At 67.1% G+C, this 22,882-nt stretch carries 27 protein-coding genes; 16 read left to right on the top strand and 11 right to left on the bottom strand.

Features of this window, described 5'->3' with window-relative positions:
• The first annotated feature begins 85 nt into the window (after nt 1-85).
• The 6 genes from A3OK_RS0121895 (at nt 86) to A3OK_RS0121870 (ending at nt 5,703) form a co-directional block, all read left to right on the top strand.
• Nucleotides 86-1,273, top strand: a complete 1,188-nt coding sequence (locus A3OK_RS0121895) for a hypothetical protein (RefSeq protein ID WP_051093061.1) — start codon at nt 86-88, stop codon at nt 1,271-1,273.
• Between the two features lie 115 nt (nt 1,274-1,388).
• Nucleotides 1,389-3,608, top strand: coding sequence for a phosphoribosylformylglycinamidine synthase subunit PurL (gene purL, locus A3OK_RS0121890; protein WP_019907037.1), 2,220 nt, complete (start codon nt 1,389-1,391; stop codon nt 3,606-3,608).
• A 25-nt stretch (nt 3,609-3,633) separates the two neighbouring features.
• Nucleotides 3,634-3,870 (top strand): BolA family transcriptional regulator, encoded by a 237-nt coding sequence (locus tag A3OK_RS0121885; RefSeq protein ID WP_019907036.1) that lies wholly within the window; start codon nt 3,634-3,636, stop codon nt 3,868-3,870.
• A 22-nt stretch (nt 3,871-3,892) separates the two neighbouring features.
• Nucleotides 3,893-4,402 carry a DUF29 domain-containing protein gene (locus tag A3OK_RS0121880; protein ID WP_019907035.1) on the top strand — a complete coding sequence of 170 codons (510 nt, stop codon included), beginning with the start codon at nt 3,893-3,895 and terminating at the stop codon, nt 4,400-4,402.
• A gap of 44 nt (nt 4,403-4,446) precedes the next feature.
• Nucleotides 4,447-4,788 carry a Grx4 family monothiol glutaredoxin gene (grxD, locus tag A3OK_RS0121875; protein WP_019907034.1) on the top strand — a complete coding sequence of 114 codons (342 nt, stop codon included), beginning with the start codon at nt 4,447-4,449 and terminating at the stop codon, nt 4,786-4,788.
• 699 nt (nt 4,789-5,487) lie between these two features.
• Nucleotides 5,488-5,703: a hypothetical protein gene (locus tag A3OK_RS0121870; protein WP_019907033.1), complete on the top strand. Its 216-nt coding sequence runs from the start codon at nt 5,488-5,490 to the stop codon at nt 5,701-5,703.
• A 29-nt stretch (nt 5,704-5,732) separates the two neighbouring features.
• Here A3OK_RS0121870 and A3OK_RS0121865 read toward each other — a convergent pair whose 3' ends face one another.
• Nucleotides 5,733-6,557: a hypothetical protein gene (locus A3OK_RS0121865; RefSeq protein ID WP_019907032.1), complete on the bottom strand. Its 825-nt coding sequence runs from the start codon at nt 6,555-6,557 to the stop codon at nt 5,733-5,735.
• 150 nt (nt 6,558-6,707) lie between these two features.
• Between A3OK_RS0121865 and A3OK_RS0121860 the strand changes: the two genes are divergently transcribed.
• Complete coding sequence (locus A3OK_RS0121860; protein WP_245259397.1) at nt 6,708-7,049, top strand: porin; 342 nt, start codon at nt 6,708-6,710, stop codon at nt 7,047-7,049.
• A 4-nt stretch (nt 7,050-7,053) separates the two neighbouring features.
• Here the strand turns inward: A3OK_RS0121860 and A3OK_RS0121855 are convergent, their stop codons facing one another.
• The 3 genes from A3OK_RS0121855 to A3OK_RS0121845 are packed head-to-tail and all read right to left on the bottom strand — an operon-like array spanning nt 7,054 to nt 9,077.
• Nucleotides 7,054-7,542, bottom strand: a complete 489-nt coding sequence (locus A3OK_RS0121855) for a hypothetical protein (RefSeq protein WP_019907030.1) — start codon at nt 7,540-7,542, stop codon at nt 7,054-7,056.
• The gene (locus tag A3OK_RS0121850) at nt 7,526-7,951 is read right to left on the bottom strand and encodes a rod-binding protein (RefSeq protein WP_155912089.1); all 426 of its coding nucleotides are present in this window, start codon (nt 7,949-7,951) and stop codon (nt 7,526-7,528) included. Before A3OK_RS0121850 ends, A3OK_RS0121855 begins: the two co-directional genes overlap by 17 nt.
• A gap of 43 nt (nt 7,952-7,994) precedes the next feature.
• A complete protein-coding gene (locus A3OK_RS0121845; protein WP_155912200.1) occupies nt 7,995-9,077 on the bottom strand; it encodes a flagellar basal body P-ring protein FlgI in 1,083 nt (360 codons plus the stop codon).
• Between the two features lie 342 nt (nt 9,078-9,419).
• Here A3OK_RS0121845 and A3OK_RS0121840 point away from each other — a divergent pair, with 342 nt between their 5' ends.
• Complete coding sequence (locus A3OK_RS0121840) at nt 9,420-9,851, top strand: flagellar assembly protein FliX (protein WP_019907027.1); 432 nt, start codon at nt 9,420-9,422, stop codon at nt 9,849-9,851.
• A gap of 18 nt (nt 9,852-9,869) precedes the next feature.
• Here the strand turns inward: A3OK_RS0121840 and A3OK_RS0121835 are convergent, their stop codons facing one another.
• Nucleotides 9,870-12,929: a PAS domain-containing protein gene (locus A3OK_RS0121835; RefSeq protein ID WP_026597534.1), complete on the bottom strand. Its 3,060-nt coding sequence runs from the start codon at nt 12,927-12,929 to the stop codon at nt 9,870-9,872.
• Nucleotides 12,930-13,383: 454 nt separating this feature from the next.
• On the opposite strand from A3OK_RS0121835, the gene dksA reads away from it, so the two are divergent.
• The gene (dksA, locus tag A3OK_RS0121830; RefSeq protein ID WP_019907025.1) at nt 13,384-13,803 is read left to right on the top strand and encodes an RNA polymerase-binding protein DksA; all 420 of its coding nucleotides are present in this window, start codon (nt 13,384-13,386) and stop codon (nt 13,801-13,803) included.
• Between the two features lie 207 nt (nt 13,804-14,010).
• Nucleotides 14,011-14,187, top strand: coding sequence for a hypothetical protein (locus tag A3OK_RS24430; RefSeq protein WP_019907024.1), 177 nt, complete (start codon nt 14,011-14,013; stop codon nt 14,185-14,187).
• 20 nt (nt 14,188-14,207) lie between these two features.
• On the opposite strand, the gene flgH is transcribed toward A3OK_RS24430, so the two are convergent.
• From flgH to flgF, 4 genes are all read right to left on the bottom strand, one after another.
• Complete coding sequence (flgH, locus tag A3OK_RS0121820) at nt 14,208-14,993, bottom strand: flagellar basal body L-ring protein FlgH (protein WP_019907023.1); 786 nt, start codon at nt 14,991-14,993, stop codon at nt 14,208-14,210.
• Nucleotides 14,994-15,031: 38 nt separating this feature from the next.
• The gene (gene flgA / locus A3OK_RS0121815) at nt 15,032-16,081 is read right to left on the bottom strand and encodes a flagellar basal body P-ring formation chaperone FlgA (protein WP_019907022.1); all 1,050 of its coding nucleotides are present in this window, start codon (nt 16,079-16,081) and stop codon (nt 15,032-15,034) included.
• A gap of 76 nt (nt 16,082-16,157) precedes the next feature.
• Nucleotides 16,158-16,949, bottom strand: coding sequence for a flagellar basal-body rod protein FlgG (gene flgG, locus A3OK_RS0121810; RefSeq protein ID WP_019907021.1), 792 nt, complete (start codon nt 16,947-16,949; stop codon nt 16,158-16,160).
• 12 nt (nt 16,950-16,961) lie between these two features.
• Nucleotides 16,962-17,702: a flagellar basal-body rod protein FlgF gene (gene flgF / locus A3OK_RS0121805; RefSeq protein ID WP_019907020.1), complete on the bottom strand. Its 741-nt coding sequence runs from the start codon at nt 17,700-17,702 to the stop codon at nt 16,962-16,964.
• A gap of 273 nt (nt 17,703-17,975) precedes the next feature.
• On the opposite strand from flgF, the gene fliL reads away from it, so the two are divergent.
• The 6 genes from fliL to A3OK_RS0121775 all read left to right on the top strand — a co-directional run bounded on the left by fliL (nt 17,976) and on the right by A3OK_RS0121775 (nt 22,394).
• Nucleotides 17,976-18,485 (top strand): flagellar basal body-associated protein FliL, encoded by a 510-nt coding sequence (gene fliL, locus A3OK_RS0121800; protein ID WP_019907019.1) that lies wholly within the window; start codon nt 17,976-17,978, stop codon nt 18,483-18,485.
• Nucleotides 18,486-18,510: 25 nt separating this feature from the next.
• Nucleotides 18,511-19,728 (top strand): flagellar motor switch protein FliM, encoded by a 1,218-nt coding sequence (fliM, locus tag A3OK_RS0121795; RefSeq protein WP_019907018.1) that lies wholly within the window; start codon nt 18,511-18,513, stop codon nt 19,726-19,728.
• 7 nt (nt 19,729-19,735) lie between these two features.
• Nucleotides 19,736-20,254, top strand: a complete 519-nt coding sequence (locus tag A3OK_RS0121790; RefSeq protein ID WP_019907017.1) for a DUF6468 domain-containing protein — start codon at nt 19,736-19,738, stop codon at nt 20,252-20,254.
• A gap of 152 nt (nt 20,255-20,406) precedes the next feature.
• Nucleotides 20,407-21,162 (top strand): hypothetical protein, encoded by a 756-nt coding sequence (locus tag A3OK_RS0121785; protein WP_245259460.1) that lies wholly within the window; start codon nt 20,407-20,409, stop codon nt 21,160-21,162.
• Nucleotides 21,163-21,300: 138 nt separating this feature from the next.
• Nucleotides 21,301-21,972, top strand: a complete 672-nt coding sequence (locus tag A3OK_RS0121780; RefSeq protein ID WP_019907015.1) for an invasion associated locus B family protein — start codon at nt 21,301-21,303, stop codon at nt 21,970-21,972.
• A gap of 47 nt (nt 21,973-22,019) precedes the next feature.
• The gene (locus tag A3OK_RS0121775; protein WP_019907014.1) at nt 22,020-22,394 is read left to right on the top strand and encodes a hypothetical protein; all 375 of its coding nucleotides are present in this window, start codon (nt 22,020-22,022) and stop codon (nt 22,392-22,394) included.
• Between the two features lie 73 nt (nt 22,395-22,467).
• Here the strand turns inward: A3OK_RS0121775 and A3OK_RS0121770 are convergent, their stop codons facing one another.
• Nucleotides 22,468-22,680: a hypothetical protein gene (locus A3OK_RS0121770; protein WP_019907013.1), complete on the bottom strand. Its 213-nt coding sequence runs from the start codon at nt 22,678-22,680 to the stop codon at nt 22,468-22,470.
• Nucleotides 22,680-22,805, bottom strand: a complete 126-nt coding sequence (locus A3OK_RS24775) for a hypothetical protein (protein ID WP_019907012.1) — start codon at nt 22,803-22,805, stop codon at nt 22,680-22,682. The genes A3OK_RS0121770 and A3OK_RS24775 overlap by 1 nt, the downstream gene beginning before the upstream one ends.
• Nucleotides 22,806-22,882 lie beyond the last annotated feature (77 nt).

Below are 22,882 nucleotides of genomic sequence, written 5' to 3'. Positions count from 1 at the left end.
AGTCTCTTTGCCCCGCCTCACGGATACCCGCGCCATCGCTTCGGAAACGCCGGCCCCCGACATCCTGCCTCGCCAGATCTTCTACATGCCGGGTTTCGACCCGCGTGAGCCCGAGACCTATTGGGGCCTCTTCCGCCGGGAGAGCCGGCTGACCGCCGTCCGGCGCGGCATGGCGATCAGAGTGAGCGATCCGGCGCGGTCCGCGGACGGCCTGCGCCTCGATTGGCAGGTGGAGGCCGATGGCGCGCCGACGCGCTACACCCTGCTGCGCTGGGACGACATCGTCCGCGCCCGGTTTCCGCGTTCGACCCTGCGGCGTCTGGTCGAGGTGCCGGCTCTCTGGTGGCGGCTCTATCGCAGCGGCTACGTCAAACGCTTCCGCGCCGAGGCGAAGCGCTTCGCCCGCGTCATCGTCGGCGTCCACGCGATCTATGCCGCGCTGGTCGTAATCTCCCTCGTGCTGGCGGCACTTCCCGCCTGGCTCGGGCCGGCGCAATGGCGGCCCTGGAGCCTCGCGGCGATCCCCGTCCTCGCCTTTGCGATCCATCTCGGTCTGATGCGCCTGACGCGCGGCAAGCCGTTCTACGTCGCCCATCTCGTGGACGACACCGCCTTCACCTACGACCATGCCAGCGGCACCGAGACCCGCATGCGCGGCCGCCTCGACGCCTTCGCCGACGAGATCCGCGCTGCCGAGGGCAAGGCCTCCGAGATCGTCGTCATCGGACATTCCTCGTCGAGTTTCCTCGGCATCGAGGCCCTCGACCGGATCCTCGCGCGGGATCCGGATTTCGGTCGGCGCGGAACGCCGGTCTCGTTCGTGAGCATCGGCAGCGTGATCCCGTGGATCACCCTCGATTCGCCCGCCGCCGAGATGCGCGCGGCGCTCTCGCGGGTCGCGGCGGCTCCGCAGATCCGCTGGCTCGACGTCCGCGCGAAATGGGACTGGCTCTCGGTCCACGACCGCGACGTGCTCACCGCCTCGGGCGTGCCGTCGCCGCCGGATCACCGGCCTGTCGAGATCCATGTCCGCATCACCGACCTGATCGAGCGCAAGATCATCGCGCGGCGCAAGTGGAACCTGTTCCGCATGCATTTCCAGCTTCTGATGTCGAGCCTCGACCCGGACGCGTTCGACTACGTCGCCTTCGTCGCCGGCCCGGAGCCTGTCCACAGCATCATCGACCGGTGTCGCGGCACCGGCAGGCTGCCTGTGCGGAAATCGGCCGTGGGACGACTTTCGTCGAAGGCGCATGGCCGGACGCCGCTTTGACGTGTTGCCAGCACGGGCGCTTACACTCTAGAGCCGAGCCAACTTGGTTCACCTCGCGCAGGTCCCGTCCACAGGGGACTGTCCGAGACGCGCCTGAGCGGTCGAGAGGGCTCGCATGTTCCGCAACGATGTTCCGATCACCCCCGAGCTGGTGCGCCAGCACGGCCTGACGCCGGACGAGTACGAGCGCTTCCGTGGCCTCATCGACCGCGACCCGACGCTGACCGAACTCGGCATCGTCTCGGCGATGTGGAACGAGCACTGCTCCTACAAGTCGTCCCGCAAGCATCTGCGCGGGTTGCCGACGAAGGCACCGTGGGTGATCCAGGGGCCGGGCGAGAATGCCGGCATCATCGACATCGGCGACGGTCTGGCCTGCGTCTTCAAGATGGAGAGCCACAACCATCCGAGCTTCATCGAGCCCTATCAGGGCGCGGCGACCGGCGTGGGCGGCATCCTGCGCGACGTCTTCACCATGGGAGCCCGGCCGATCGCGGCGCTGAACGCGCTCCGCTTCGGCTCGCCGGACCATCCGCGCACGCGCCACCTCGTCTCGGGCGTCGTCGCCGGCATCGGCGGTTACGGCAATTCGTTCGGCGTTCCCACGGTGGGCGGCTCCGTCGGCTTCCATCCGCGCTACGACGGCAACATTCTCGTCAACGCCATGGCGGTGGGCCTCGCCCGCACCGACGGCATCTTCTACGCGGCGGCCACGGGCGTCGGAAACCCGATCGTCTATCTCGGCTCGAAGACCGGCCGCGACGGCATCCACGGCGCCAGCATGGCCTCGGCCGAATTCGACGACGCCTCCGAATCGAAGCGCCCCACGGTTCAGGTCGGCGACCCCTTCGCCGAGAAGCTGCTGCTGGAAGCCTGCCTCGAATTGATGAAGACGGGGGCCGTCATCGCGATCCAGGACATGGGCGCCGCCGGCCTCACCTGCTCGGCCGTCGAGATGGGAGCCAAGGGCGATCTCGGGGTGGAACTCCACATCGAGAAGGTGCCGGCCCGCGAAGCCAACATGAGCGCCTACGAGATGATGCTGTCGGAGAGCCAGGAGCGCATGCTCATGGTGCTCAAGCCGGGCATGGAGGCCGAAGCCGAAGCCATCTTCGTGAAGTGGGGCCTCGATTTCGCGATCATCGGGCACACCACCGACACGCTTCGCTTCGTGGTCAAGCATGACGGCGTCGTCATGGCCGACCTGCCGATCAAAGAACTCGGCGACGAGGCTCCGCTCTACGACCGGCCGCACATCGCCAACACGCACCAGCCGGTCATCGCCGCCGCCGACGTGCCTGCCCCCGTCGGCAATGCCGAGGCACTGAAGACCCTCGTCGGGTCGCCCGACCTGTCGTCCAAGCGCTGGGTGTACGAGCAGTACGACCACTTCATCGGCGGCAACACCGTGCAGAAACCCGGCGGAGACGCTGCCATCGTGCGCGTCGAGGACGGCCCCAAGGGCCTCGCCATGACCGCCGACGTGACGCCGCGCTATTGCGAGGCCGACCCGGTCCAGGGCGGTCGGCAGGCCGTGGCGGAAGCCTGGCGCAACATCACGGCGGTGGGCGGACGACCGCTCGCCATCACCGACAACCTGAACTTCGGCAATCCCGAGAAGCCCGAGGTGATGGGCCAGCTCGTCGGCTGCCTCAAGGGCATCGGCGAGGCCTGCCTCGCCCTCGACTTCCCCGTCGTCTCCGGCAACGTCTCGCTCTACAACGAGACCAACGGCGTCGGCATCCTGCCCACCCCCACCATCGGCGGCGTCGGCCTCCTCGATGACGTCACCAAGCACGCCACGATCTCGCTCAAGCGTGAGGGCGATATGCTCGTCCTCGTTGGCGAGACGGAAGGCTGGCTCGGCCAGTCGGTCTACCTGTCGGTGATCTCCGGCCGCGAAGACGGCGCCCCGCCGCCGGTCGACCTCGTGGTCGAGCGTCGCAATGGCGATTTCGTACGCAGCCTCATCGTCTCGGGCCTCGTCGACACCGTGCACGACCTCTCCGATGGCGGCCTCGCCGTTGCCCTGGCCGAGATGGCGATCGCCGGCGATCTCGGCGCGACCCTGCCGGAGGCGCCCGGGCATCTGCCCGCGCATGCCTACCTCTTCGGCGAGGATCAGGCCCGCTACCTGCTCAGCGTCGACCCGGAGAACGTGCCGGACCTGCTCTACAGTGCCAACGCGCAGGGGATTCCCGTCGCCGTCGTCGGCCTCACCGGATCGCGGGATTTGACCCTGCCGGGCGGCGAAATCATATCGGTGGCCGATCTGCGCGCTGCGCACGAGGGCTGGCTGCCGGCCTATATGGCGACCCGGCCGGCCGCGGCCTGAACTTCAAGCGAAAAGGATACGTCCGATGCCGATGGATGCGCGCGAGATCGAGGCCATGATCCGTGAGGCGCTGCCCGACGCCACGATCGAGATCAAGGATCTGGCCGGCGACGGCGACCATTACGCCGCCACGGTCATCTCGTCTGCCTTCAAGGGCAAGACGCGTGTGGCCCAGCACCAGCTCGTCTACGGCGCGCTTCAGGGGCGGATGGGGGGCGTGCTCCACGCTCTTGCGCTCACGACGGGCGTCCCGCAGGATTGAGGCCGATCAACAGGGCGTCCCGATGGACCAGCCGAGCCTCTACGACGACGACATCGTGACCTGGACCGAGCGTCAGGCGGCCGCTCTGCGCGAACTCGCGCGGCGTCCCGACCTGTCGAACATGCTGGATTGGGAGAACGTCGCCGAGGAGATCGAGAGCGTGGGGCGTTCGCAGGTCCAAGCGGTGGAAAGCCTGCTCACGCAGACCTTGGCGCATCTCCTGAAGCGTCTATCGGCACCCGGCATTCCTTCCGCCGAGCATTGGCGAAAGGAGATCGGGGCTTTCCAGATCGCCGCCATGGGCCGTTACGAACGCTCGATGCGACAGCGCATCAATTGGGACAAGGTCTGGAGCTCGTCCCGGGAACTCGCCAAGTTGGGGCTGGCCGCATACGGCGATATGCTGATCCCCAATTTGCCGTCTGAATGCCCTCTGGGACCGGACGATCTGCTGGTGAGCCCATTCGATATTGACGCGGCGCTGTTGAAGATCGCGGAATCGACGATCTTGAAATCGCCGGAAAAACACTGACCTCAGCCTGTAAGGCGCCGTCTTCCTATTCGAGAGGATTTTTCATGACCGACACCAACACCGCCATCAAGGCCGAGATCGAGTCCCAGGACGTGGTCGTGTTCATGAAGGGCACGCCGCAATTCCCCATGTGCGGCTTCTCCGGCCAGGTCGTGCAAATCCTCAATTACCTCGAAGTGCCGTTCAAGGGCGTGAACGTCCTCGACGACATGGCGATCCGCGACGGCATCAAGGCCTTCTCGAACTGGCCGACGATCCCGCAGATCTACGTGAAGGGCGAATTCGTCGGCGGCTGCGACATCACCCGCGAGATGTTCCAGTCGGGCGAATTGCAGCAGTTCCTCTCCGAGAAGGGCGTTCCCGTAAAGGCGGCCGCCGTCGCCTGAACCGGTATCTTCCCACCTTCGACGATCGATCTAGGGCGCGAGAGCGCCCTTTTTCGTGTCCGCATCGACAGAACGTGACGGAATGGCGGATGGCCGGGCGATATCGCCAACGGCCGTGAACCCACGTCGAATACCTTCGCGAATCACTCGCCATTCCTTCGGGCGTTCGCTCCCGAGACGCCGCGTTTCAGGGAGGTCGCGAATGCCCGATGGGGTCTAGGGCCGGGAGCTGGATTGGCGTGAATACTTAGTCGGACCGGCGTCAGAACCCGTGCGGGCGAGGTTCCGTGTGATTTGGCTCTTCTCGTGCCGGCGTGTTCCCATCATTCACCCGCACGCGTAGCCTCTCCCGTGCTCGCGATATTCGTGACTATTGCTAGGACGCAATTCCCTACCTTCAGGACAACGGCGATAACCCGCCTGAGAATTTTGTTGTCGACCGAGGATTAATGTCGGACCGCACTGAAGGCTCGCGGCTGGCGGCTGAGTAAATCTTGAGCAGCCGAAACTGTGCCCATTGCCGGGCAAACCTTTAATCGGGTGCCGTTTCGCACTGCGACAACTTCGTGGCGATGCAAAACCAAATTAAGCGTAAATAATCGGGGCGATCGGGAACTTGTTGCCGCAATCCCCATTATCTGCTTATACGCGCCCAACGACCCCTGCGAAATCCGCACGGCTCAAGGTCCGGTGACCGCAATGCCAGTGTTCGAATCCAAAAGTCTCGATGCCGAGTTCGAGGGCCAGGCTCTGCTCGCGGCGATCCTGTTTCCGACCCAGGAAGCGCAGGACCGCGCGTTGACTCATGGCCGCAACCGCGCCGCGCGCGCCTGCTCCATGGCTCACCCGATGACGATCGAACCGCGCTATCCAAGTTCGCTTCGCGATCCGGAAATCGAAGTGCAAGTCTCCTAACCCGCTTCTTCCCATTCGCGCCGTTGGCTCTACCAAGTCTGGGTCGTGATGAGCCCCTGTTTGGTCACGACGGCCCAGCCGCGTCCGCGCCGTTCGACCGAATCGACCTTGCCGACCCCCGGGATGGTGTCGCCCTGGCCAACCTCCACGAGGCGGTGCCTGCGGTCCTCGATCACCGCCACTCCGTTATAGACTTCCCGCACCGCCCAGCTCTCGATGACCGACGGTGTCGACAGCTTCGCCTTGTCGGCAAGGGATCCGGTTTCCGTCGGCTCGGGAGGAGTGGCCTTGGCGGCCTGCGGAGCCACGACCGGGGCGGCAGCGGCCGGTTGAGCGGCGCGCTTCTCCAATTGTGCCGTCAGAGCGGCGATCTTCGCCGTCTGGTCGCGCTCGGTCTGGTCCTGGCGGTCGGCCACGCTCGTGACCTTCGCCACGATGGCCTGCTCGGACTTCCCGATCCGGTCGTTGAGGGTGGCAGAACGATTCTTACCTTCGCTGCGAACCGCCTCGGTAGCGTCCTGCACCTGGGCCAGGACTTTTCCGAGCTTCTCGATATCGGCCTGAAGACGCGCGACATCCGAATGGCGGGTATCGAGCCGAGATTGGATCTGCGTCAGCGTCTCGGCTGAGCGGTCGGCCTTGGGTGAGGCGAGGCTCATGCCACCGGCGCCCAACGCGAGGCCGATGGCGAGCGCCGCTCCGGTGAGCCCGGCAAGGCGCGGATCGATGGCCGGCAGGCGCTTGCGGGCCGGCAGAACCGGCGCGGCCTTCGGCTTGGCGCCGCTCACCGCCTGCTTCAACAGCGCTTCCGGCGACCGATCGGACGATGCCGCTCCGATGACCTTATCCGCCATGACCCATGCTTCCCGTTTGACCCCGTCACCTTTGATTAAGGACGTTTGTTTACCGAAAGGTTACCGTGATGCCGATCAGGCCGGCATCGACCGATCGCGGCGGACAGGCTACCGAGATCCGACCGGGTGGAGTGGATCGGAGCGACGCGCATGTCGGGCAGGATGCTGTTTCACGGCTTGGCCATCGGCGTGACCTTGAGCGTGACCTTGGGCCTCATGCCTCGCGCGTCCGCGCTCGAACCGGTTCGGCCGGAGCCGCAATCGGCGGCAAAGCCGTGCCCCCGGCACGGCGCGGGCTTCATTCGCATCCCGGGGTCGGACACCTGTCTCCGCGTCGGCGGCCGGGCGACGACGGGCCTCGACATCCGCTCCCGCGAGGACGGCGCGGCCGCCCGGCCCATCGCCGGTGGCCGCCTCGCCGTGGATACCCGCACGGAATCGGATTACGGCCCGGTGCGGACCTATGTCCGGATCGACGCCGGCCGGCGCTGACGCGCTACAGGCTGCGCGACAGCACCAGGGGCTGGCTGCGTCCCGCCGCACCCCTGCCATAGGGCGAAGGCGGCTGCGAGGGACGGCCATACACCGTCGCCGTCCGCGATCGGTTCATGTCTTCGGCCAAGGATTTCACCAAGCTCTCGGATACGGTCCGCGCCGTCGCCAGGACGACCTGACTGGTCTGCACCACGTCGGCGAAACGCCGATGCGCGGCTTTCAGGCCCTCGATCGCCTCCGGGGCGAACCGTGCGAGAGCGATGGCGTTGGCTTTCGCCACCTCCAGGCCCTGCATGTAGGACGCCGCCAGGGCAGTCTTGCGCTCGGTCTGCGACAGGCCCTGACGCAGGCGTCCGGCGCGCACGTGGCCCCCTTCCTCGGTCAGGATCTCCTCCAAGGCCCGCATCGTCTGCAGGATGTGGGCGATCAGGGCGTCCGCGCCGGCCCGGTCGACGATGCGCGCGGGCTTGGTCTCAGTTGCGGGTTGCATTGCCGGCCTCCTGCATCTTCATCATCTCGCGGTAGACCTGATCGGAGATGCCGATCCCGCCGCTCTTCACCACCTGGCCCGCATATTCCTTGGTCAGCATCGAGCGGTAGACCGCGCCGCCGGTGCCGTTGTCGCCGAGCGGCCCGTCGGTGCCTTCGGAGGTGGCGAGGCGGTCGAGTGTCTGCTCCAGGAACATCGCCTCGAAATCGTTGGACGCCTTGCGCGCCTTGATCTCCGCGGGCGTCTTGCCGGTCGCCGAGGTCGCTGCCGCGACCTTGGTCGTCGCGGCCGTCGAGGCGGCCTTGGCCGTCTCCGTCTTCAGGCCGTTGCCGACGGACTTGGCGATATCGCCGACGAGGGCCTTGCCGACACCGATGGCGGCTTTGGCTGCAAGGGGTGCGAACAGCATGATCAAAGCCTCTCGGGCTGGAGGAGGAAGGGACGGTGTCGCATCACATCACCTCGATATCGGCCTGGAGGGCACCGGCGGCCTTGATGGCCTGAAGGATCGAGATCAGGTCGCGCGGGCCGACCCCCAGCGCGTTGAGGCCATCCACCAGCTCGCGCAGGGTCACGCCTTCCTTGACCAGAGCGAGCTTGTTGCCCTCGCCGGTATCGACCTTGACGCCGGTGCGCGGGACCACCGTGGTGACGCCGTTGGACAGCGGCGCCGGCTGGCTCACCTGCGGCTGCTCGGTGATAGTGACGGTGAGGTTGCCCTGGGCGATGGCCACCGTTGAGACCCGCACGTCGCGGCCCATGACGATGATGCCCGAGCGTTCGTCGACGATGACGCGGGCGGTCTGGTCCGGCTCGACCTTCAACTGCTCCACCTCGGTGACGAGACGGATCATGTTGCCGTTGTACTTGGCCGGGATCTGCAGCGTCACGGTGGCCGGGTCGGTGGGCTCGGCGGTGTCGGCGCCCATGAAATCGTTGATGGCCGAGGCGATGCGCTTCGACGTGGTGAAGTCCGGATTGCGCAGCGACAGGCGCAGGGTGCGCATGTCGTTCATCTTGAACGCCATCTCGCGCTCGATCATCGCGCCGTTGGGCACGCGGCCGTTGGTGGGGACGCCGCGGGTGATCTTGGCGGCGTCGCCCTCGGCCGAGAATCCGGCGATGGCGACCGAGCCCTGCGCCAGGGCGTAGACCTCGCCATCGGCACCCAGCAGGGGCGTGACGAGGAGCGTGCCGCCCTGAAGCGACTTGGCGTCACCCAGCGACGAGACGGTGATGTCGATGCGGTTTCCCTGCGTGGCGAAGGGCGGGAGGCTCGCGGTCACCATGACGGCGGCCAGATTCTGCGTGCGCATGGTGGCGCCGCGGGTGTTGACGCCGAGCCGCTCCAGCATCGCCTGCAGCGACTGCTTGGTGAAAGGGATGTTGTTGAGGGTGTCGCCGGTGCCGTTGAGGCCGACGACGATGCCGTAGCCCACGAGCTGGTTCTGGCGCACGCCCTCGATGCTCGCGAGGTCCTTCACCCGCGACAGAGCGAAAGCCTGTCCGTTCAGGGCGGAGACCAGCACCAGCATCGCGGCGAGGCAGCGCGCGAGAGGGCGGAATCGATGGGGCCGGGCGATCGCGGTTGGCATGATGCGCTTTGCTGGTCGGCGGGGCACGTCGTGTGACATGGACATGCCAGATGATCTGCCAGGACCATGCCAAATGCCGGCCTCATCCAACCGGTTGAATTTGAACGATATTTTTTAGAGCGGGGGATCGCCGAGGCCGGAACGCGACCTGCTTTCCCTGCCGACCCGGCAGGTTCTGCCCGGTCGTTTACGGACGGTTAACCACGGGGACCGGATTCTGATCTCCGGAACCGAACTTCGTGCCCATGCGCGGAGGGACGCCCTGACTTTCGGAGACGTCCCATGCGCGTCGATACCCGCCTCGCCTCTCACGCCCTGGTCGGCGCCTCGCCGGCGCTCCGCAAGGCGGAGACGTCCCAGGCCTTCCTGCTCGGCGGCGAGACGGCCGCCGCCACCTCCTCCGCCGCCTCCGCGCCAGCGACGTCGCTCGCCGGTCTCGACGCGATCCTGACGTTGCAGAGCCAGGAAGAGCAGCCGGGAGAGCGCCGCCGTCGCTTCGCCAAGCGCGGACACGACCTGCTCGACGGGCTCGACCGTCTCAAGGCCTCGCTGGTCATGGGCCGGGTCTCGACGCGAGAACTACAGGCCATCGCGAGCCGGCTCTCGGATCGTAGCGGAAGCAGCGGAGACCCGCGCCTCGACGGGCTCATCGCCGATATCGAGCTGCGCGCGGCGGTGGAACTCGCCAAGCTCTCGGCGGGCCAATCCGCCTGAGACCGGCCTCGTCCCGGCTCAGGTTTCCATCATCTCGCGGATGCGCCCTGCCAGGACTTCCACCGCAAACGGCTTGGTGATCATCTGCATGCCCGGATCGAGCTGGCCGTTGCCGAAGATGGCGTTCTCGGCATAGCCGGTGATGAACAGCACCTTGAGCGATGGACGGTACTCCCTCGCCTGATCCGCGAGCTGTCGGCCGTTGAGGCCGGGCAGGCCGACATCGGTCACGAGGAGATCGACGCGCTCCGGGGTGAGCAGGATCTGCAGCCCGGACAGGCCGTCGACCGCGGATATCGCGCGGTAGCCGAGATCCCCGAGCACATCGACGATGAGATCGCGCACCACGGCCTCGTCCTCGACCACCAGGACCGTCTCGCCGTCGCCGGCGCGCGAGACCTCGGCGCCGGATTCCACGGAAGCCGTCTCGGCCTGCGCGTCGGCGGTGCGAGGCAGGTATAGTTTCACCGCCGTGCCGTGCCCGACCTGCGAATCGATCTTGGCATGGCCGTCCGATTGCCGGGCGAATCCGTAGATCATCGACAGGCCGAGACCGGTCCCCTGCCCCAGCGGCTTGGTGGTGAAGAACGGGTCGAAGGCCCGCGCGATCACGTCCGCCGCCATGCCGGTGCCGGTATCCGAGACGGCGATGCAGATATAGGCGCCCGGCTCCACCCCCGGATGCAGCCTCGCATAAGCGCGATCGAGCTCGGTGTTGCAGGTCTCGATGCGGAGCCGGCCGCCGTCGGGCATGGCATCGCGCGCGTTGATCGCGAGGTTGAGGATCGCGTTCTCGAGCTGGTGCGGATCGCACAGGGTGGCGAAGAGCCCTTCGCCCATGACGATGTCGAGGGCGATCGTCTCGCCGATCGTCCGGCGCAGAAGATCCTCGAGGGACGCGATCAGCGCGTTGGCATCGACCGATTTCGGGTCGAGCGGCTGGCGCCGCGCGAAGGCGAGCAGACGGTGCGTCAGGGCGGCGGCCCGGTTGGCCGAGGACATCGCCGCCTTGGCGTAGCGCTCGATATTGTCCATCCGCCCCTGCGACAGGCGGGTCTGCATCAGGTCGAGGGAGCCGACGATACCGGTGAGCAGGTTGTTGAAATCGTGAGCGATGCCGCCGGTGAGCTGGCCCACCGCTTCCATCTTCTGCGCCTGGCGCAAGGCGTCCTCGGCGAGTTCGAGGGCCACCGCCTGTTCGCGCTCGGCCGTGGTGTTGCGGCCGCTGGCATAGACCCGTCCGTCCTCGAAGGCGCCGGTCCAGGCGAACCAGCGATAGCCGCCCTCGGCATGGCGCAGGCGACACTCGAAGGGCTCGGTGAGCGGTTCAACGACGATGGTCGCGAAGGTCGACGAGGTGGCGTCGCGGTCGTCGGGATGAGCGAGGTCCGCGAAGGACAGGCCCATGAGATCCTCGGGCCTCCAGCCGAGGAGCGTGGTCCAGGCGGTGTTGATCGCCGTGATGCGGCTGTCGGCCTCGGCGACCATGAGCAGGTCCTGGGACAGGCGCCAGGCCCGGTCGCGCTCCTGCGTCCGCTCCCGGACCTCCTGGGTCCGGATCTGGACCTGCTGTTCCAGCGTCTCGTTGAGGCGCCTCAATGCATCTTCCGCGAGGGCGCGGTCGGTGACGTCGTGTCCCTCGGCGAAGATGCCGATGACGCTCCCGTCCACCTCCGTGATCGGCTGATAGACGAGGTTGAGGACGCGTTCCTCGAGGCCGCCATCGCGTCCGGACTGGATGGTCACGAGCATGTTGCGGCCGACGAAGGGCCGGCCCGTCGTGTAGACCTCGTCGAGGATTTCGAAGAAGCCCTGTCCCGCGATCTCCGGCAACGCTTCGCGGACGCCCAATCCGATGAGGTCGCGATGGCCGACGAGTTGGAGATAGGCCTCGTTGGTGTACTCGAAGACATGCGACGGCCCGTGCAGGACGCACATGAAGCCGGGCGCATCCTGGAACAGCGTCCGCAGGCGGTCGCGCTCCGCCGTTCTCTGCCGCACTTCCGAGAGCAGGGCGTCGTTGGCCCGCCTCAGGGCTTCGGCTGCCTCCTGCCGCAGGCGCACCGCTTCCGCCAGCACGGCGTTGCGCTCGCGCTCGGCCTCATAGGCCGAGACGCTGGCGAGGCTCGACGAGACCTGTCCGGCGGTGAGCTTGAGGAAGCTGAGATAATCGGCGTCGAAAGGCCGGTGCGGATTGAGGCCGACCATGATCGTGCCGAGCGGCGCGCCGCCGCCCTGCCCGACGAGCGGCAGGATCACCGCCTTTGCCGGCGGCCTCGACCAATCGCCTGCCGGCCATTCGTCCGCCGGATCGAGATCGACGACCGTCTCGCGTCCGGTGCTGCCGAGCCACCATGCGAGGGGGCCGGCGGGATCGATCGTGTCCGGCAGCGCGGCATGGTCAGGGGAGATTCCCGTCGTCGAGGCGAGACGGGCGACGCTGTCCCCGTCGAAGAGGTAGATCGCGCTGAACGGCAGGTCGCGGCGATCCTCGCCGAGGCTGGCCTCCACCGCGCGCAGGACGTCGGACCGGTTCTCGGCACGCGCGAGACTTTCGGCCAGGAGCCGCAGGATACCGAGCCGCCGCTCGCTGATGACCCGGTCCGTCTCCTCGCTGACCGCACAGAACAGGCCGCCCACCGTCCCGTCATCGTCGATGACCGGGCTGTAGGAGAAGGTGTGGTAGGTCTCCTCGGGATAGCCGTTGCGCTCGAGGAGGAGGAGCAGCCCGCGATCCCACGTCGCCTCGCCGTCGTCGTAGACGGTACGGATGCGCGATTCGATGTCGTCCCAGATCTCGGCCCAGAGGATCTTCGTCGGCTTGGCGAGAGAGTCGGGGTGCTTGAGACCCAGCGTCGGACGATAGGCGTCGTTGTAGAAGAAGGCGATGTCCGGCCCCCAGCCGAGCCACATCTCGAACCGCGAGGTCAGTAGGATCCGCAGAGCCACCTTCAGCGCCTCGGGCCAGCCTTCCGGTGGGCCGAGCGGGGTTTGGCTCCAATCCTTGGCCCGCATCAAGGCCGCCATCTCGCTCCCACCGACGAAAACTTCCGAGTTTCCGGTCACGGGTTTCGGCAAGGATCGGCTCTCCGGCACTCTAAAGCCTCGGTTGCTGGGATGCATGTGATGCCGAGCTGTCGATACGGACACGCCCGGCCCGATGCTATAGGTCACGCCGCCGCCGCCGCCTACCGGCCGCGACCATCCGTCCGGCCCTCGGGCGGCAAGGTTTCGCCGGTCGTCGGACCCGCGTCGATCCGGCGGATCGCGTCGGTACGGCGCCGATGTCTCGTAATCCGGAATCGAATAGGTGGAACCGGCCCCGGCATTGCTTGGGAGGCCGGTGGCCCGGGACACGGTTCGCGGCGAGGAAACCTCCATGCATCCGTTGCGTGTTTGTCGCAACGTGGCGCGATCACGCCCTGGGACCGAGATGGATTCACACAGTGCGTTGTGGTGTGCGGCGCCCTCAAGTATAGGCACGCGAAACATCGCCGCGTACCGGCTGTGACGGACTTGCGAAGGGGCGAGGATGGCGACAGTCAAGATCGACGACGGTTATGTGCCGTCCGAGAACGAGCCGTTCATGAACGATCGGCAGCGTGAGTATTTCCGCCGTAAATTGGTGGGGTGGAAGGCCGATATCCTGCGTGAAGCGCAGGATACGCTGGTGGCACTTCAGACCGAGAACGAAAATCATCCCGATCTCGCCGACCGGGCATCGTCGGAAACCGACCGGGCTATCGAGCTGCGGGCCCGTGACCGCCAGCGCAAGCTCACCGGCAAGATCGACGCGGCGCTCGCCCGCCTCGAGGATCGCAGCTACGGATATTGCGAGGAGACCGGCGAGCCGATCTCGCTGAAGCGCCTCGATGCCCGCCCCATCGCCACTCTGTCGCTGGAAGCGCAGGAGCGCCACGAACGGCGCGAGCGTGTGTATCGCGACGAGTAACGCCGGTATCGGAGCGTTATAGAGCGGCCCTGTCCCGCTTCGCTGGAAACGTCAGCGACTGCGAAGAGCGCTCGCAAAGGTTTCGGCCAGGCAGGCTAAGCCGAAGACCCGTTATCAACTTGGCTTGGCATTGCTAAAGCCAAGCTGGAACCTTCGTCCTGATTTCACGATTCCTGATACGACTTTGTGTCGATCAAGGATTGAGCCATGGACAATGGGGTTTTGATTTTCGTACTCGCCATCGCGACGTTCGCCATCGTCATCGCGGTGGCGATGTGGCAGCGCGCCCGGGTGGCCAAGCTGAAGCACGACCCGGAACGCTCGGCCTTCGTCGACAACCACGGCACCGCGCCGCGCCCGAACCGGCCCGGCACCGAGCATTGATCCCCTCGTCCTGAGCCGGCTCAGAACGGCAGCAGAACGTCGACCAGCTGCTGGCCGTAGCGGGGCTGTTGCACGTCGGTGATCTGTCCGCGTCCGCCATAGGCGATGCGGGCCTGGGCGATCTTCGACGAGTCGATGGTGTTGTCCGATTCGATGTCTTCCGGCCGCACCACGCCGGCGACGATGAGTTCGCGCACCTCGAAATTGATGCGGATTTCCTGCTTGCCCTCCACCACGAGGTTTCCGTTGGGCAGGATCTGGTTGACGATGGCGGCGATGTTGGTCGTCACCGTCTCGTTGCGCTGAACCGAGCCGGCACCGTCGCTCGACGAGGTCGATGTCCCGGTGATCAGCTTGTCCGGGCTGATGCCGGCGGCGGCGATGGCGGCGCTGTTCTCGAGGCCGAAGGCGTTGGGCAGACCGAGACCTTCGGCATTGGAGCGCGACCGCTTCGTCTCGTTGTTCAGGTTGGCCTTGTCGGTCACGTTGACCTTCACCGTGACGAGGTCGCCGATACGGGCGGCGCGCTGGTCCTTGAAGAAGGCGCGCGACCCCGTCCGCCACAGGGAGTTCGGCGCGTAGGAGACCGGCTGGATATCCGGCATCGGCAGGCGCACCGGGCGGTAGCCGGGCTGCGAGGTCGGGTCCTCGATGGCCGAGAGCGGCGGGGTGGCACCGATCTGCGACAGGCGATCGACGGTGTTGCAGGCGCCGAGGCCCGAGCAGGCCATCAGGGCGGCGGCGAGCGCCAGGGGCTTGCGGGCGAGGCGGCGTGCCGAACCGTGGCTCAGGATATGGTTTTCCATGGGGACCAGCTTCTCTCGTCGGGATGGCCGAGCCGGATTCAGCGTCCGGTGTCGAACGTCGCGCTGGCCTGACGGCCGACGCTGGCGGGCGAACTCACCGAGACGCGGCCGGGGCCGATCACGGTGGCGGCGAGGATCTTCTTGGAGACGGGGTTGGTGACGGTGATCGCCGCGCCCAGCCGTCCGTTCTCGTTGGCCTGACCCCGCAGGGAGAGGTTGAGGCCAGGCGTGTCGAAGACGATGGTCACCGCCTCGCCGCGCTGGACGAGGTCCGCCGGTGCGATATCGCCGGACCGGAGAATGGCGCCGGCACTCAGGCTGCGCTGGGCGACCTGCCCCATCACGGCGACGGAACTGCCCTGGGCATCGGCCGGCGTCGTCTCGCGGGGACGCCGCTCGGTGGCGATGTCCTCGGCGCTCAAGGTGTCGCCTCGGTTGAGCGAGCGGGACAGGATCTGGACCTCGCGGATTTCCTGGACCTGCCCGGACACGCGCAGGGACGCCTGGCGCTCGCCCAGGGTGATGAGGGCGGCGACCCGCTTGAGGCGGGGATCGTAGGTGAGATCGAGGGCCGTCGCCTGACCGTCGAGATCGACCGGAGCCAGGAGGATCGTGTTCTCGCCATCGAGGCGGATCGCGAGGTTGCGCTGGTCGAGCCCGTAGGAGGTTTCGAGCACCCGCTTGATCGCGGCCTCGATCTCGGTCGGGCCGACGCGCCGGGCCGCGCGCTGCACGGAGACCTGCTGGCGGCCGCCGGTCTCGATCTCGCCGAGCCCAAGGGTCGCCAGGGCCTCGGCGATGCGGCGGGCCTGTATCGTGCCCGAGGCGCCGAGCGTCGGGGCGCGGAACAGCGGCCGTCTGGCGAGGTCGGCCGATGCACCTTCGACGAGGTCGCCCAGCGTCAGGATATCGCCGCGCGCGGTGACGTCGCCGCGCAGGCGCAGGCGCTGGCCGGCTTCCTCGGCGAGGACATGGACCGTCATGAAGCTCAGGGCCGCCAAAGCGAAGCCCACGCGCATGACGATGCCGGGCGTGAGCGTGGCGACGCGCTTCCGTCGAGCGGGGCGGATCTGTCTCAGGGCGTACATGGCAGGACGCTTTCGGAGGCGGGCTGATGCGGGAACGGGGGACGACGATGTCAGGCCGGAGGACGTGTCCGGTCGGTCAGCCGCGGAACATCTGCGAGGTGGTGGAGAGCATCTGGTCGGCGGCGGTGACGACCTTCGAGTTCATCTCGTAGGCGCGCTGCGCGGCGATCAGGGACGAGATCTCGTTGACGGCGTTGACGTTCGCCTCTTCGAGATAGCTCTGCTGCAGGTTGCCGAAGCCCTCCGAGCCGGGCAGGCCGTTGATGGCGGGGCCGGAGGCGGCGGTCTCGATGAACAGGTTGTCGCCGATGGATTCGAGACCGACCTTGTTGACGAAGCGGGCGAGCTGGAACTGGCCGAGGGTCTGCGGCGCGGTCTGGCCGGGAATGGTCGCCTGGACCGAGCCCTGCGCGCTGATCGTGACGCTGGTGGCATTGTTGGGAACCGTCAGGCCCGGATCGACGAGGTAGCCGTCGCGGGTGACGAGCTGCCCCTGTGCGGAGAGATCGAAGGACCCGTCTCGGGAATAGGCGATGCGGCCGTCGGGCATCGTCACCCGGAACAGGCCTTCGCCACGGATGGCGACGTCGTATTCCTTCTCCGTCGAGGTGAGCGTGCCCTGTGACATCGTCCGGGCGGTCGAGGTCGTCTTCACGCCCGAGCCGATGGCGAGGCCGGCGGGAAGCTGGGTGTTCTGGTCCGAGGTCGAGGAACCGGCCCGGCGCATGTTCTGGTAGAGCAGGTCCTGGAAATGGGCCTGCTGGCGCTTGTAGCCGGTGGTACGCAGGTTCGCGATGTTGTTCGAGATGACCTGGACGTTGAGTTCCTGGGCCGCCATGCCGGTGGCGGCTGCGTAGAGGGCGCGCATCGTCGGGGTTCCTTACGCGACGTCGGCGAGGCGGCGGATCGCCGTGCCCCGCAATTCATCCAGGCGCGAGATCACGCCCGAGACCATGGTGTAGGTGCGGTTCACGTCCATCAGCCGGGTCATCTCGATGACGGGCTTGACGTTGGAGCGCTCGAGCGCCCCGGATTCGAGCCGGCCGTTCAAGCCGGCGGCCACCGGAGCCGTTGTCGAGGCGTAGAGGTTGGCGCCCTCGTTGGTCAGCGATTGCGGATTGGCGAAGGTCACCATCCGGACGCGGCCGCGAATGCCGATATTGGTCGAGACCGTGCCGTCCGGCCCGATCGTGAGGCCGGTCTCCTGGGCGTTGATCTGGATCGGGCCGCCTTCGCCCTGGACGGGGTAGCCGTCGCTGTTGACGAGATTGCCCTGCGCGTCGGTCTCGAACGCGCCGTTGCGGGTGTAGCGGTCGCCGTTCGGCGTGCGGACCACGAGGAAGGCCTCGCCGCGCACGGCGACATGGAGCGGATTGCCGGTCTGCTCGATCGGCCCCTGGGCGAGGTCGAGGGCGGTGCCCTGGTCGATGACGTAGGAGACGCGCCGGTCCTGGCGCTGGAACGAGTCGGCGCTCGCCACCGGCATCAGGTATTCCTGGAAGCGGGTGTTGCGGCCCTTGAAGCCCGTGGTGGAGACGTTCGCCATGTTGTTGGCGATCACGTCGAGCTCACGCTGCAGGGCGACCTGACTGGAAACTCCGACAAACAGCGCGTTCTGCATGGATCGACAAGGCCTCGGTCTACGGCGACGTTAAGGATGTCCGCACGGGCCGTGCCATCGTCGAAAAATAGATAATTCCCTTATTAATCAGCGCCTTGTCTGAACCCATGCCTCGTCCGGACAGGATGCCGCCGCATCCTCGCGGCAGAAACCACCCGGCAGGATTTGCCGCCTTAACGACACGTTAACCGTGACCGCAGATATCTGGACGAACGGGGTCGCGGGCCATCACCGCCGCTCGCACCCTGGGACGAGATTCGAAGAGGGCGCTCCATGGCCAAGAAGCCCAAGAAGGCCCCCGCCGCCGAAGGGGAAGGCGCCGAGGGCGAAGCCCCGAAGGGCGGCAAGAAGAAGATCATCATCATCGGCGCGGCCGTGCTGCTGCTGGCCGGCGGCGGTGGCGGATACGTCATGATGAAGAAGAAGGCCGGCGACGGTCACGGCGATCCGGCCGCCGTCGAAATGAAGAAGCCTCTCGTCTTCCTCGACGTCCGCGAGATGACGATCAACCTCACCAACGAACCCGGTCAGGACAAGCCGCGCGTCGCCAAGGTCAAGGTCTCCCTCGAACTGAAGGACGCCAAGGTCGAGGGCGAGGTGAAGCCGCTGATGCCGCGGATCGAGGATACATTCCAGGTCTACATGCGTGAATTGCGCGCCAGCGACCTCGCCGGCTCGGCCGGGCTCTATCGCCTGCGCGAGGAACTGCTGCGGCGCGTCAACGTCGCGATCCATCCGGCACGGGCCGAGGCCGTGCTCTTCAAGGACGTGATCGTCCAGTAACCCCACTATCGGTGTCGAGACGGTCATGGCAGGTCCCGAAGACGAGCTCGAAGAGGACGATTGGGCAACCGCCCTGATCGAGCAGAACGCCGAAGGCGGCGAGACATCGCTGGCCGACGAATGGGGTGCCGCGCTCGCCGAGCAGGGCACGACCACGCATGCCAGCGACGTCGCCGCCGAATGGGCGACGATGATCGAGGACGGGGAGACCGACAATCTCCCCGAACTCGCCGGCAACGACCGCATCCTCAACCAGGACGAGATCGACGGCGTCCTCGGCTTCAGCCTTCGTGAATTGTCGGCCTCGGGCGCCGGCGGTGTCCGCGCCATCGTGGATTCTGGCGTCGTTCAGTACGAACGCCTGCCGATGCTGGAAATCGTCTTCGACCGGATGATCCGGTTGCTGTCGACGAGCCTGCGCAACTTCTTCCAGGACAACGTCGAGGTCACCCTCGACAACATCACCTCGGTCCGTTTCGGCGACTACCTCAACGCCATTCCGCTGCCGACCCTGCTCGGGGTCTTCCGCGCCGATGCCTGGGAGAATTCCGGCCTCGTCACGGTGGAATCGAACCTCGCCTACTCGACCATGGACCTGCTGCTCGGCGGCAAGCGCGGCGGCACCTCGACCCGCCTCGACGGGCGGCCGTTCACGACCATCGAGATGCAGCTGGTGCGGCGCCTCGTGGAGATCATCCTCTCCGATCTCGAACTCTCGTTCCAGCCGCTCTCGCCGGTGCGCTTCGCCATCGACCGGATCGAGACCAACCCGCGCTTCGCCACCATTACCCGGCCGGCCAACGCCGCCATCCTGATCAGCCTCAAGCTCGACATGGACGGGCGCGGCGGCCTGCTCCAGATCCTGTTCCCCTACGCCACGATCGAGCCGATCCGTGAACTGCTGATGCAGAGCTTCATGGGCGAGAAGCTCGGCCGCGACCATACCTGGGAGAGCCATCTCGCCACCGAGATCTGGCAGGCCGACGCGACCATGGAGGCCGTGCTCCACGAGATGATGCTGCCGCTGAAGAAGGTGCTGTCGCTGAAGGTCGGCGACACGCTGATGTTCGACACCAAGCCCACCGACCTGATCTCCGTGCGCTGCGGCGACTGGGCCCTGACGCAGGGGCGCATCGGCCGGGTCGACGACAACATCTCGGTGCAGCTCACGCGTCCGCTGCGGCGCTCGCGCACCACGCTCCAGGCCTTCGAGGCCTCCATGAACAACCGCAACGACGGGTGACCGCGCCATGAGCCTCCTCGTCACCCTCGCCGCCGACATCCTCGTCGCCGTCCTCCTCGTCGCCAGCATCGTCTCGTCGGTGCGCCTGAGCCGGCGCATCACCCGGATGAAGGCCGACGAGGCGGGCCTGCGCCAGACCATCGGCGACCTCGTCGTCGCGAGCTCGACCGCCGAGCGCGCGATCATCGGCCTGCGCGCCACCCTCGACGAGTGCGACCGGACCCTGGCCGACCGCCTCGGCACCGCCGAGCGCTACGCCGCCGACCTCTCCGCCCATGTCCAGGCCGGTGAGACCGTGATCGCCCGCATCTCGGCCATCGTGTCGCATGCGCAGCCGTCGCGGATCGCCGCCGTGCCCCTCGTCGAGATCCGCCCCTCAGAGGTTCGCCCCGGCCCGGCTCACACGGAGGATGCGCCGAAGGCCGGCGCATCGAGCCCCAACGGTGAGCGCCTCGGTGTCGCCGCCGCCGCCGCCCTCGCCATGTCCGAGCGCGCCCTCGGCCGCCTGCGGAGCCGCGCCGCGTGAAGATTCCGGGCCTCCTCGTCCACCTGAAACAGGCAGCCCTCTCTCAGACGGGCCTCGCCCGGACTGGCCATCCTCAGGCAGGCCATCCCCAGACACGCCATGCCCAAAAAGCTCCTGCAAAAGCGGGCTCCGGTCAGGCGCGTCCCTACAAGCTGCGCCTCATCGATGCGGTGACGCTGGCGGCCGTCGGGCTGCTCGTGCTCAAGCTCTCCGCGATCGTGATCGACGACATGCAACCGGAACCCGTCCCGGCTGCGGCGCAACTTCCGGAATTCGCGCGGGCTCTCGCCAAGGCGCGGAGCAACTACGAGATCCCGGACCCCGTGACGACCGGTTCGGTGACGCCGAAGGAGCCCGAGAAGCCCGCGCCCGAGCCGGAGCCCCCCGCTCCCAGGCCGCCGCCGCCCCCGGAGCCGATGCCGGCCAGCGAGCGGGCCATCCTCGAGAAGCTGGCCGCCCGGCGCGACGCCCTCAAGCAGCGGGACGACACCCTGAACCTGCGCGAGCAGATGCTCGGCACCGCCGAGCGCAAGCTCGAAGAGGGCGTGGACGACCTCAAGCGCAACGAGGACAAGACCGACGGGAGCGGCGCGCAGAAGGCCGAGGCGGAGAAGGCCGGCCTGAAGAACATCGTCACCATGTACGAGACGATGAAGCCCAAGGATGCCTCCCGCGTCTTCGACCGCCTCTCCCTCGACGTGCTGGTCCCCATCGTCCTGGCGATGAACCCGCGCAAGATGGCGGAGGTGCTGGCGTTGATGCAGTCGGAGCCGGCGGAGAAACTGACGGTGGCGCTCGCTAACCGGGCCCGCGGCCAGATGCCCGCGCAGCAGCCGGTCGTCCTGGGTCTCGGACCCAACGAATTGCCGGCGATCGACCAGGGCGGCCTCTCCGACAAGCGTCGCTGATCCGCAGCGGCCCGGATGACAAATCGGGCCGAATTGCCAGTGGGACACGGTGCGTGATCCGGCTGCGTGCATTGCGCTCGCCGAGCGGGAGGGCTAGGCGGCACGTCAGACCCCGTTCGAATGCCGGATACCCGCTTGATGCGCTGGAGACACGTGTTGCCCCTGGTCGGTGTGCTCTCGCTCGCCGCCACCTGCCACGCCTGGAATGGTGCCGCGGCGCAGGACGCCGCGCCGGAGCAGGATGCGCCCGCCGCCCCGGATGCCGCGCCGAAGCCGAAACCCAAGCCGAAACCGAAGCCCGCGCCCAAGCCCGCCGCACCCGTCGCCGCCGCGCCGGCCGCTGCCCCCGCCAAGGCGGCCTGGCCCGAGGGCGCCAGCGCCCTGAGCGAGACCTACGGCGATTGGAGCATCAACTGCTCCCGCGAGAATCAGGCGACGATCTGTTCGGTGGTGCAGGCCCAGGGGTCGAAGCGCGAGAACCGTCGTGAATTCGCGATCGAGTTGAAGGCCCCCGCCAACGACCGGACCGATGGGCTGATCCTGATGCCGTTCGGCTTCCAGATCGAGCCTGGCCTGAGCTTTAAGATCGACGAGGCGGTGCTGGGCAAGGGCGCTCCGTATTATGCCTGCAGCTCGGAAGGCTGCCTCGTCCCGGTGAGCCTGCCGACGCTCGCCACCGACGCGATGAAGACCGCCAAGAACCTGTTCATCCTCGCCCTGAAGCAGGACGCCACCGAACCGACGACCATCACCGTGCCGCTCAATGGCTTCGGTGCCGCCCTCGCCCGGGCAAGCGCCTTGTCGAACTGACGTCGAACAGTCAGGCGATGAGACAGACAGGTAGGAACACGCCATCCATGAAGCAGATCTTGCTCGCCTCGCTCCTGTTGGGGAGCCTGACGGCTCCGCTCGCCGCTCAACCTGCGCCGGACGCGCCTCCGCCGCCGGACACCAAGGAAGAGCGGCAGAAGAACACCGCCGCCAAGCTCGCCGGACTTCTCCAGTTCGTCTCGAATTCCTGCCCGGATGCCAAGCCGAATTACGAGACGTTCAAGACGGTGGTGCGGGGCCTCGGGATCGAACCGGACGCTCTGGCGGGCGGCGAACTGATCCTGCGGGTCAAGGCCTACGCCGACGTCTATTCCCAGGACGTCCCGGCCAATTGCGCCAAGGCGCTGACCAATTTTGGCGAGAACGGCAAGACCCTTCCCGGCCTCGTCGTGAAGAAGTGAGGGACGAGGGCTCCCGTCGGCCCTGAACCGGACCATGGCCGCAAGGCCATGGCGCTCACGGACGGGCGACGCTTTAGGGTTTCGACGTCGCGTTGATGGACGCATCCGGGCAGTCCGGCAGAACCGCCTTGCCGATGGCGTTGTTCGGATCGCAGGCGGGCACCGCCGGGGCCCCGCCATTCTCGGCCCTCTCGGTCCGAAGCAGCTCGAAATTCCACACGCCGACCCAGATCACGGCGAGGATCGCGGCGAGACCCAGGATCACCAACGGCATCAGGCGGCGCATCAGCGGGACTCCGTCTGCTGCACGGGAGAGATGTGCGCCGTGTCGCCGTGGCGCACGAACGCGAACAGGATTCCGACCGCGAGTATGGCCGCGACGGCGATGAGGACGGGGAAATAACGGTGCATCGGGCTTCCTAGCAGACGGGGGCGGGCTCGCAACGGATACGGTGCCGCTGGTTCGGCATCGCGACGGTTCGGCGGGA

The sequence above is a fragment of the Methylobacterium sp. 77 genome (genome assembly GCF_000372825.1).
Classification (GTDB): Bacteria; Pseudomonadota; Alphaproteobacteria; order Rhizobiales; family Beijerinckiaceae; genus Methylobacterium.
Note: the sequence above shows the minus strand (reverse complement) of the source record. Positions and strands in the feature narration are given on the sequence as shown.

What these genes read in the sequence shown, in the direction of transcription:
- A3OK_RS0121895 (WP_051093061.1), top strand. Translation starts at nt 86, where the DNA reads ATGCCGGGTTTCGACCCGCGTGAGCCCGAGACCTATTGGGGCCTCTTC.
- purL (WP_019907037.1), top strand. Translation starts at nt 1,389, where the DNA reads ATGTTCCGCAACGATGTTCCGATCACCCCCGAGCTGGTGCGCCAGCAC.
- A3OK_RS0121885 (WP_019907036.1), top strand. Translation starts at nt 3,634, where the DNA reads ATGCCGATGGATGCGCGCGAGATCGAGGCCATGATCCGTGAGGCGCTG.
- A3OK_RS0121880 (WP_019907035.1), top strand. Translation starts at nt 3,893, where the DNA reads ATGGACCAGCCGAGCCTCTACGACGACGACATCGTGACCTGGACCGAG.
- grxD (WP_019907034.1), top strand. Translation starts at nt 4,447, where the DNA reads ATGACCGACACCAACACCGCCATCAAGGCCGAGATCGAGTCCCAGGAC.
- A3OK_RS0121870 (WP_019907033.1), top strand. Translation starts at nt 5,488, where the DNA reads ATGCCAGTGTTCGAATCCAAAAGTCTCGATGCCGAGTTCGAGGGCCAG.
- A3OK_RS0121865 (WP_019907032.1), bottom strand. Translation starts at nt 6,557, where the DNA reads ATGGCGGATAAGGTCATCGGAGCGGCATCGTCCGATCGGTCGCCGGAA.
- A3OK_RS0121860 (WP_245259397.1), top strand. Translation starts at nt 6,708, where the DNA reads ATGTCGGGCAGGATGCTGTTTCACGGCTTGGCCATCGGCGTGACCTTG.
- A3OK_RS0121855 (WP_019907030.1), bottom strand. Translation starts at nt 7,542, where the DNA reads ATGCAACCCGCAACTGAGACCAAGCCCGCGCGCATCGTCGACCGGGCC.
- A3OK_RS0121850 (WP_155912089.1), bottom strand. Translation starts at nt 7,951, where the DNA reads ATGCTGTTCGCACCCCTTGCAGCCAAAGCCGCCATCGGTGTCGGCAAG.
- A3OK_RS0121845 (WP_155912200.1), bottom strand. Translation starts at nt 9,077, where the DNA reads ATGCTGGTGCTGGTCTCCGCCCTGAACGGACAGGCTTTCGCTCTGTCG.
- A3OK_RS0121840 (WP_019907027.1), top strand. Translation starts at nt 9,420, where the DNA reads ATGCGCGTCGATACCCGCCTCGCCTCTCACGCCCTGGTCGGCGCCTCG.
- dksA (WP_019907025.1), top strand. Translation starts at nt 13,384, where the DNA reads ATGGCGACAGTCAAGATCGACGACGGTTATGTGCCGTCCGAGAACGAG.
- A3OK_RS24430 (WP_019907024.1), top strand. Translation starts at nt 14,011, where the DNA reads ATGGACAATGGGGTTTTGATTTTCGTACTCGCCATCGCGACGTTCGCC.
- flgH (WP_019907023.1), bottom strand. Translation starts at nt 14,993, where the DNA reads ATGGAAAACCATATCCTGAGCCACGGTTCGGCACGCCGCCTCGCCCGC.
- flgA (WP_019907022.1), bottom strand. Translation starts at nt 16,081, where the DNA reads ATGTACGCCCTGAGACAGATCCGCCCCGCTCGACGGAAGCGCGTCGCC.
- flgG (WP_019907021.1), bottom strand. Translation starts at nt 16,949, where the DNA reads ATGCGCGCCCTCTACGCAGCCGCCACCGGCATGGCGGCCCAGGAACTC.
- flgF (WP_019907020.1), bottom strand. Translation starts at nt 17,702, where the DNA reads ATGCAGAACGCGCTGTTTGTCGGAGTTTCCAGTCAGGTCGCCCTGCAG.
- fliL (WP_019907019.1), top strand. Translation starts at nt 17,976, where the DNA reads ATGGCCAAGAAGCCCAAGAAGGCCCCCGCCGCCGAAGGGGAAGGCGCC.
- fliM (WP_019907018.1), top strand. Translation starts at nt 18,511, where the DNA reads ATGGCAGGTCCCGAAGACGAGCTCGAAGAGGACGATTGGGCAACCGCC.
- A3OK_RS0121790 (WP_019907017.1), top strand. Translation starts at nt 19,736, where the DNA reads ATGAGCCTCCTCGTCACCCTCGCCGCCGACATCCTCGTCGCCGTCCTC.
- A3OK_RS0121780 (WP_019907015.1), top strand. Translation starts at nt 21,301, where the DNA reads ATGCGCTGGAGACACGTGTTGCCCCTGGTCGGTGTGCTCTCGCTCGCC.
- A3OK_RS0121775 (WP_019907014.1), top strand. Translation starts at nt 22,020, where the DNA reads ATGAAGCAGATCTTGCTCGCCTCGCTCCTGTTGGGGAGCCTGACGGCT.
- A3OK_RS0121770 (WP_019907013.1), bottom strand. Translation starts at nt 22,680, where the DNA reads ATGCGCCGCCTGATGCCGTTGGTGATCCTGGGTCTCGCCGCGATCCTC.
- A3OK_RS24775 (WP_019907012.1), bottom strand. Translation starts at nt 22,805, where the DNA reads ATGCACCGTTATTTCCCCGTCCTCATCGCCGTCGCGGCCATACTCGCG.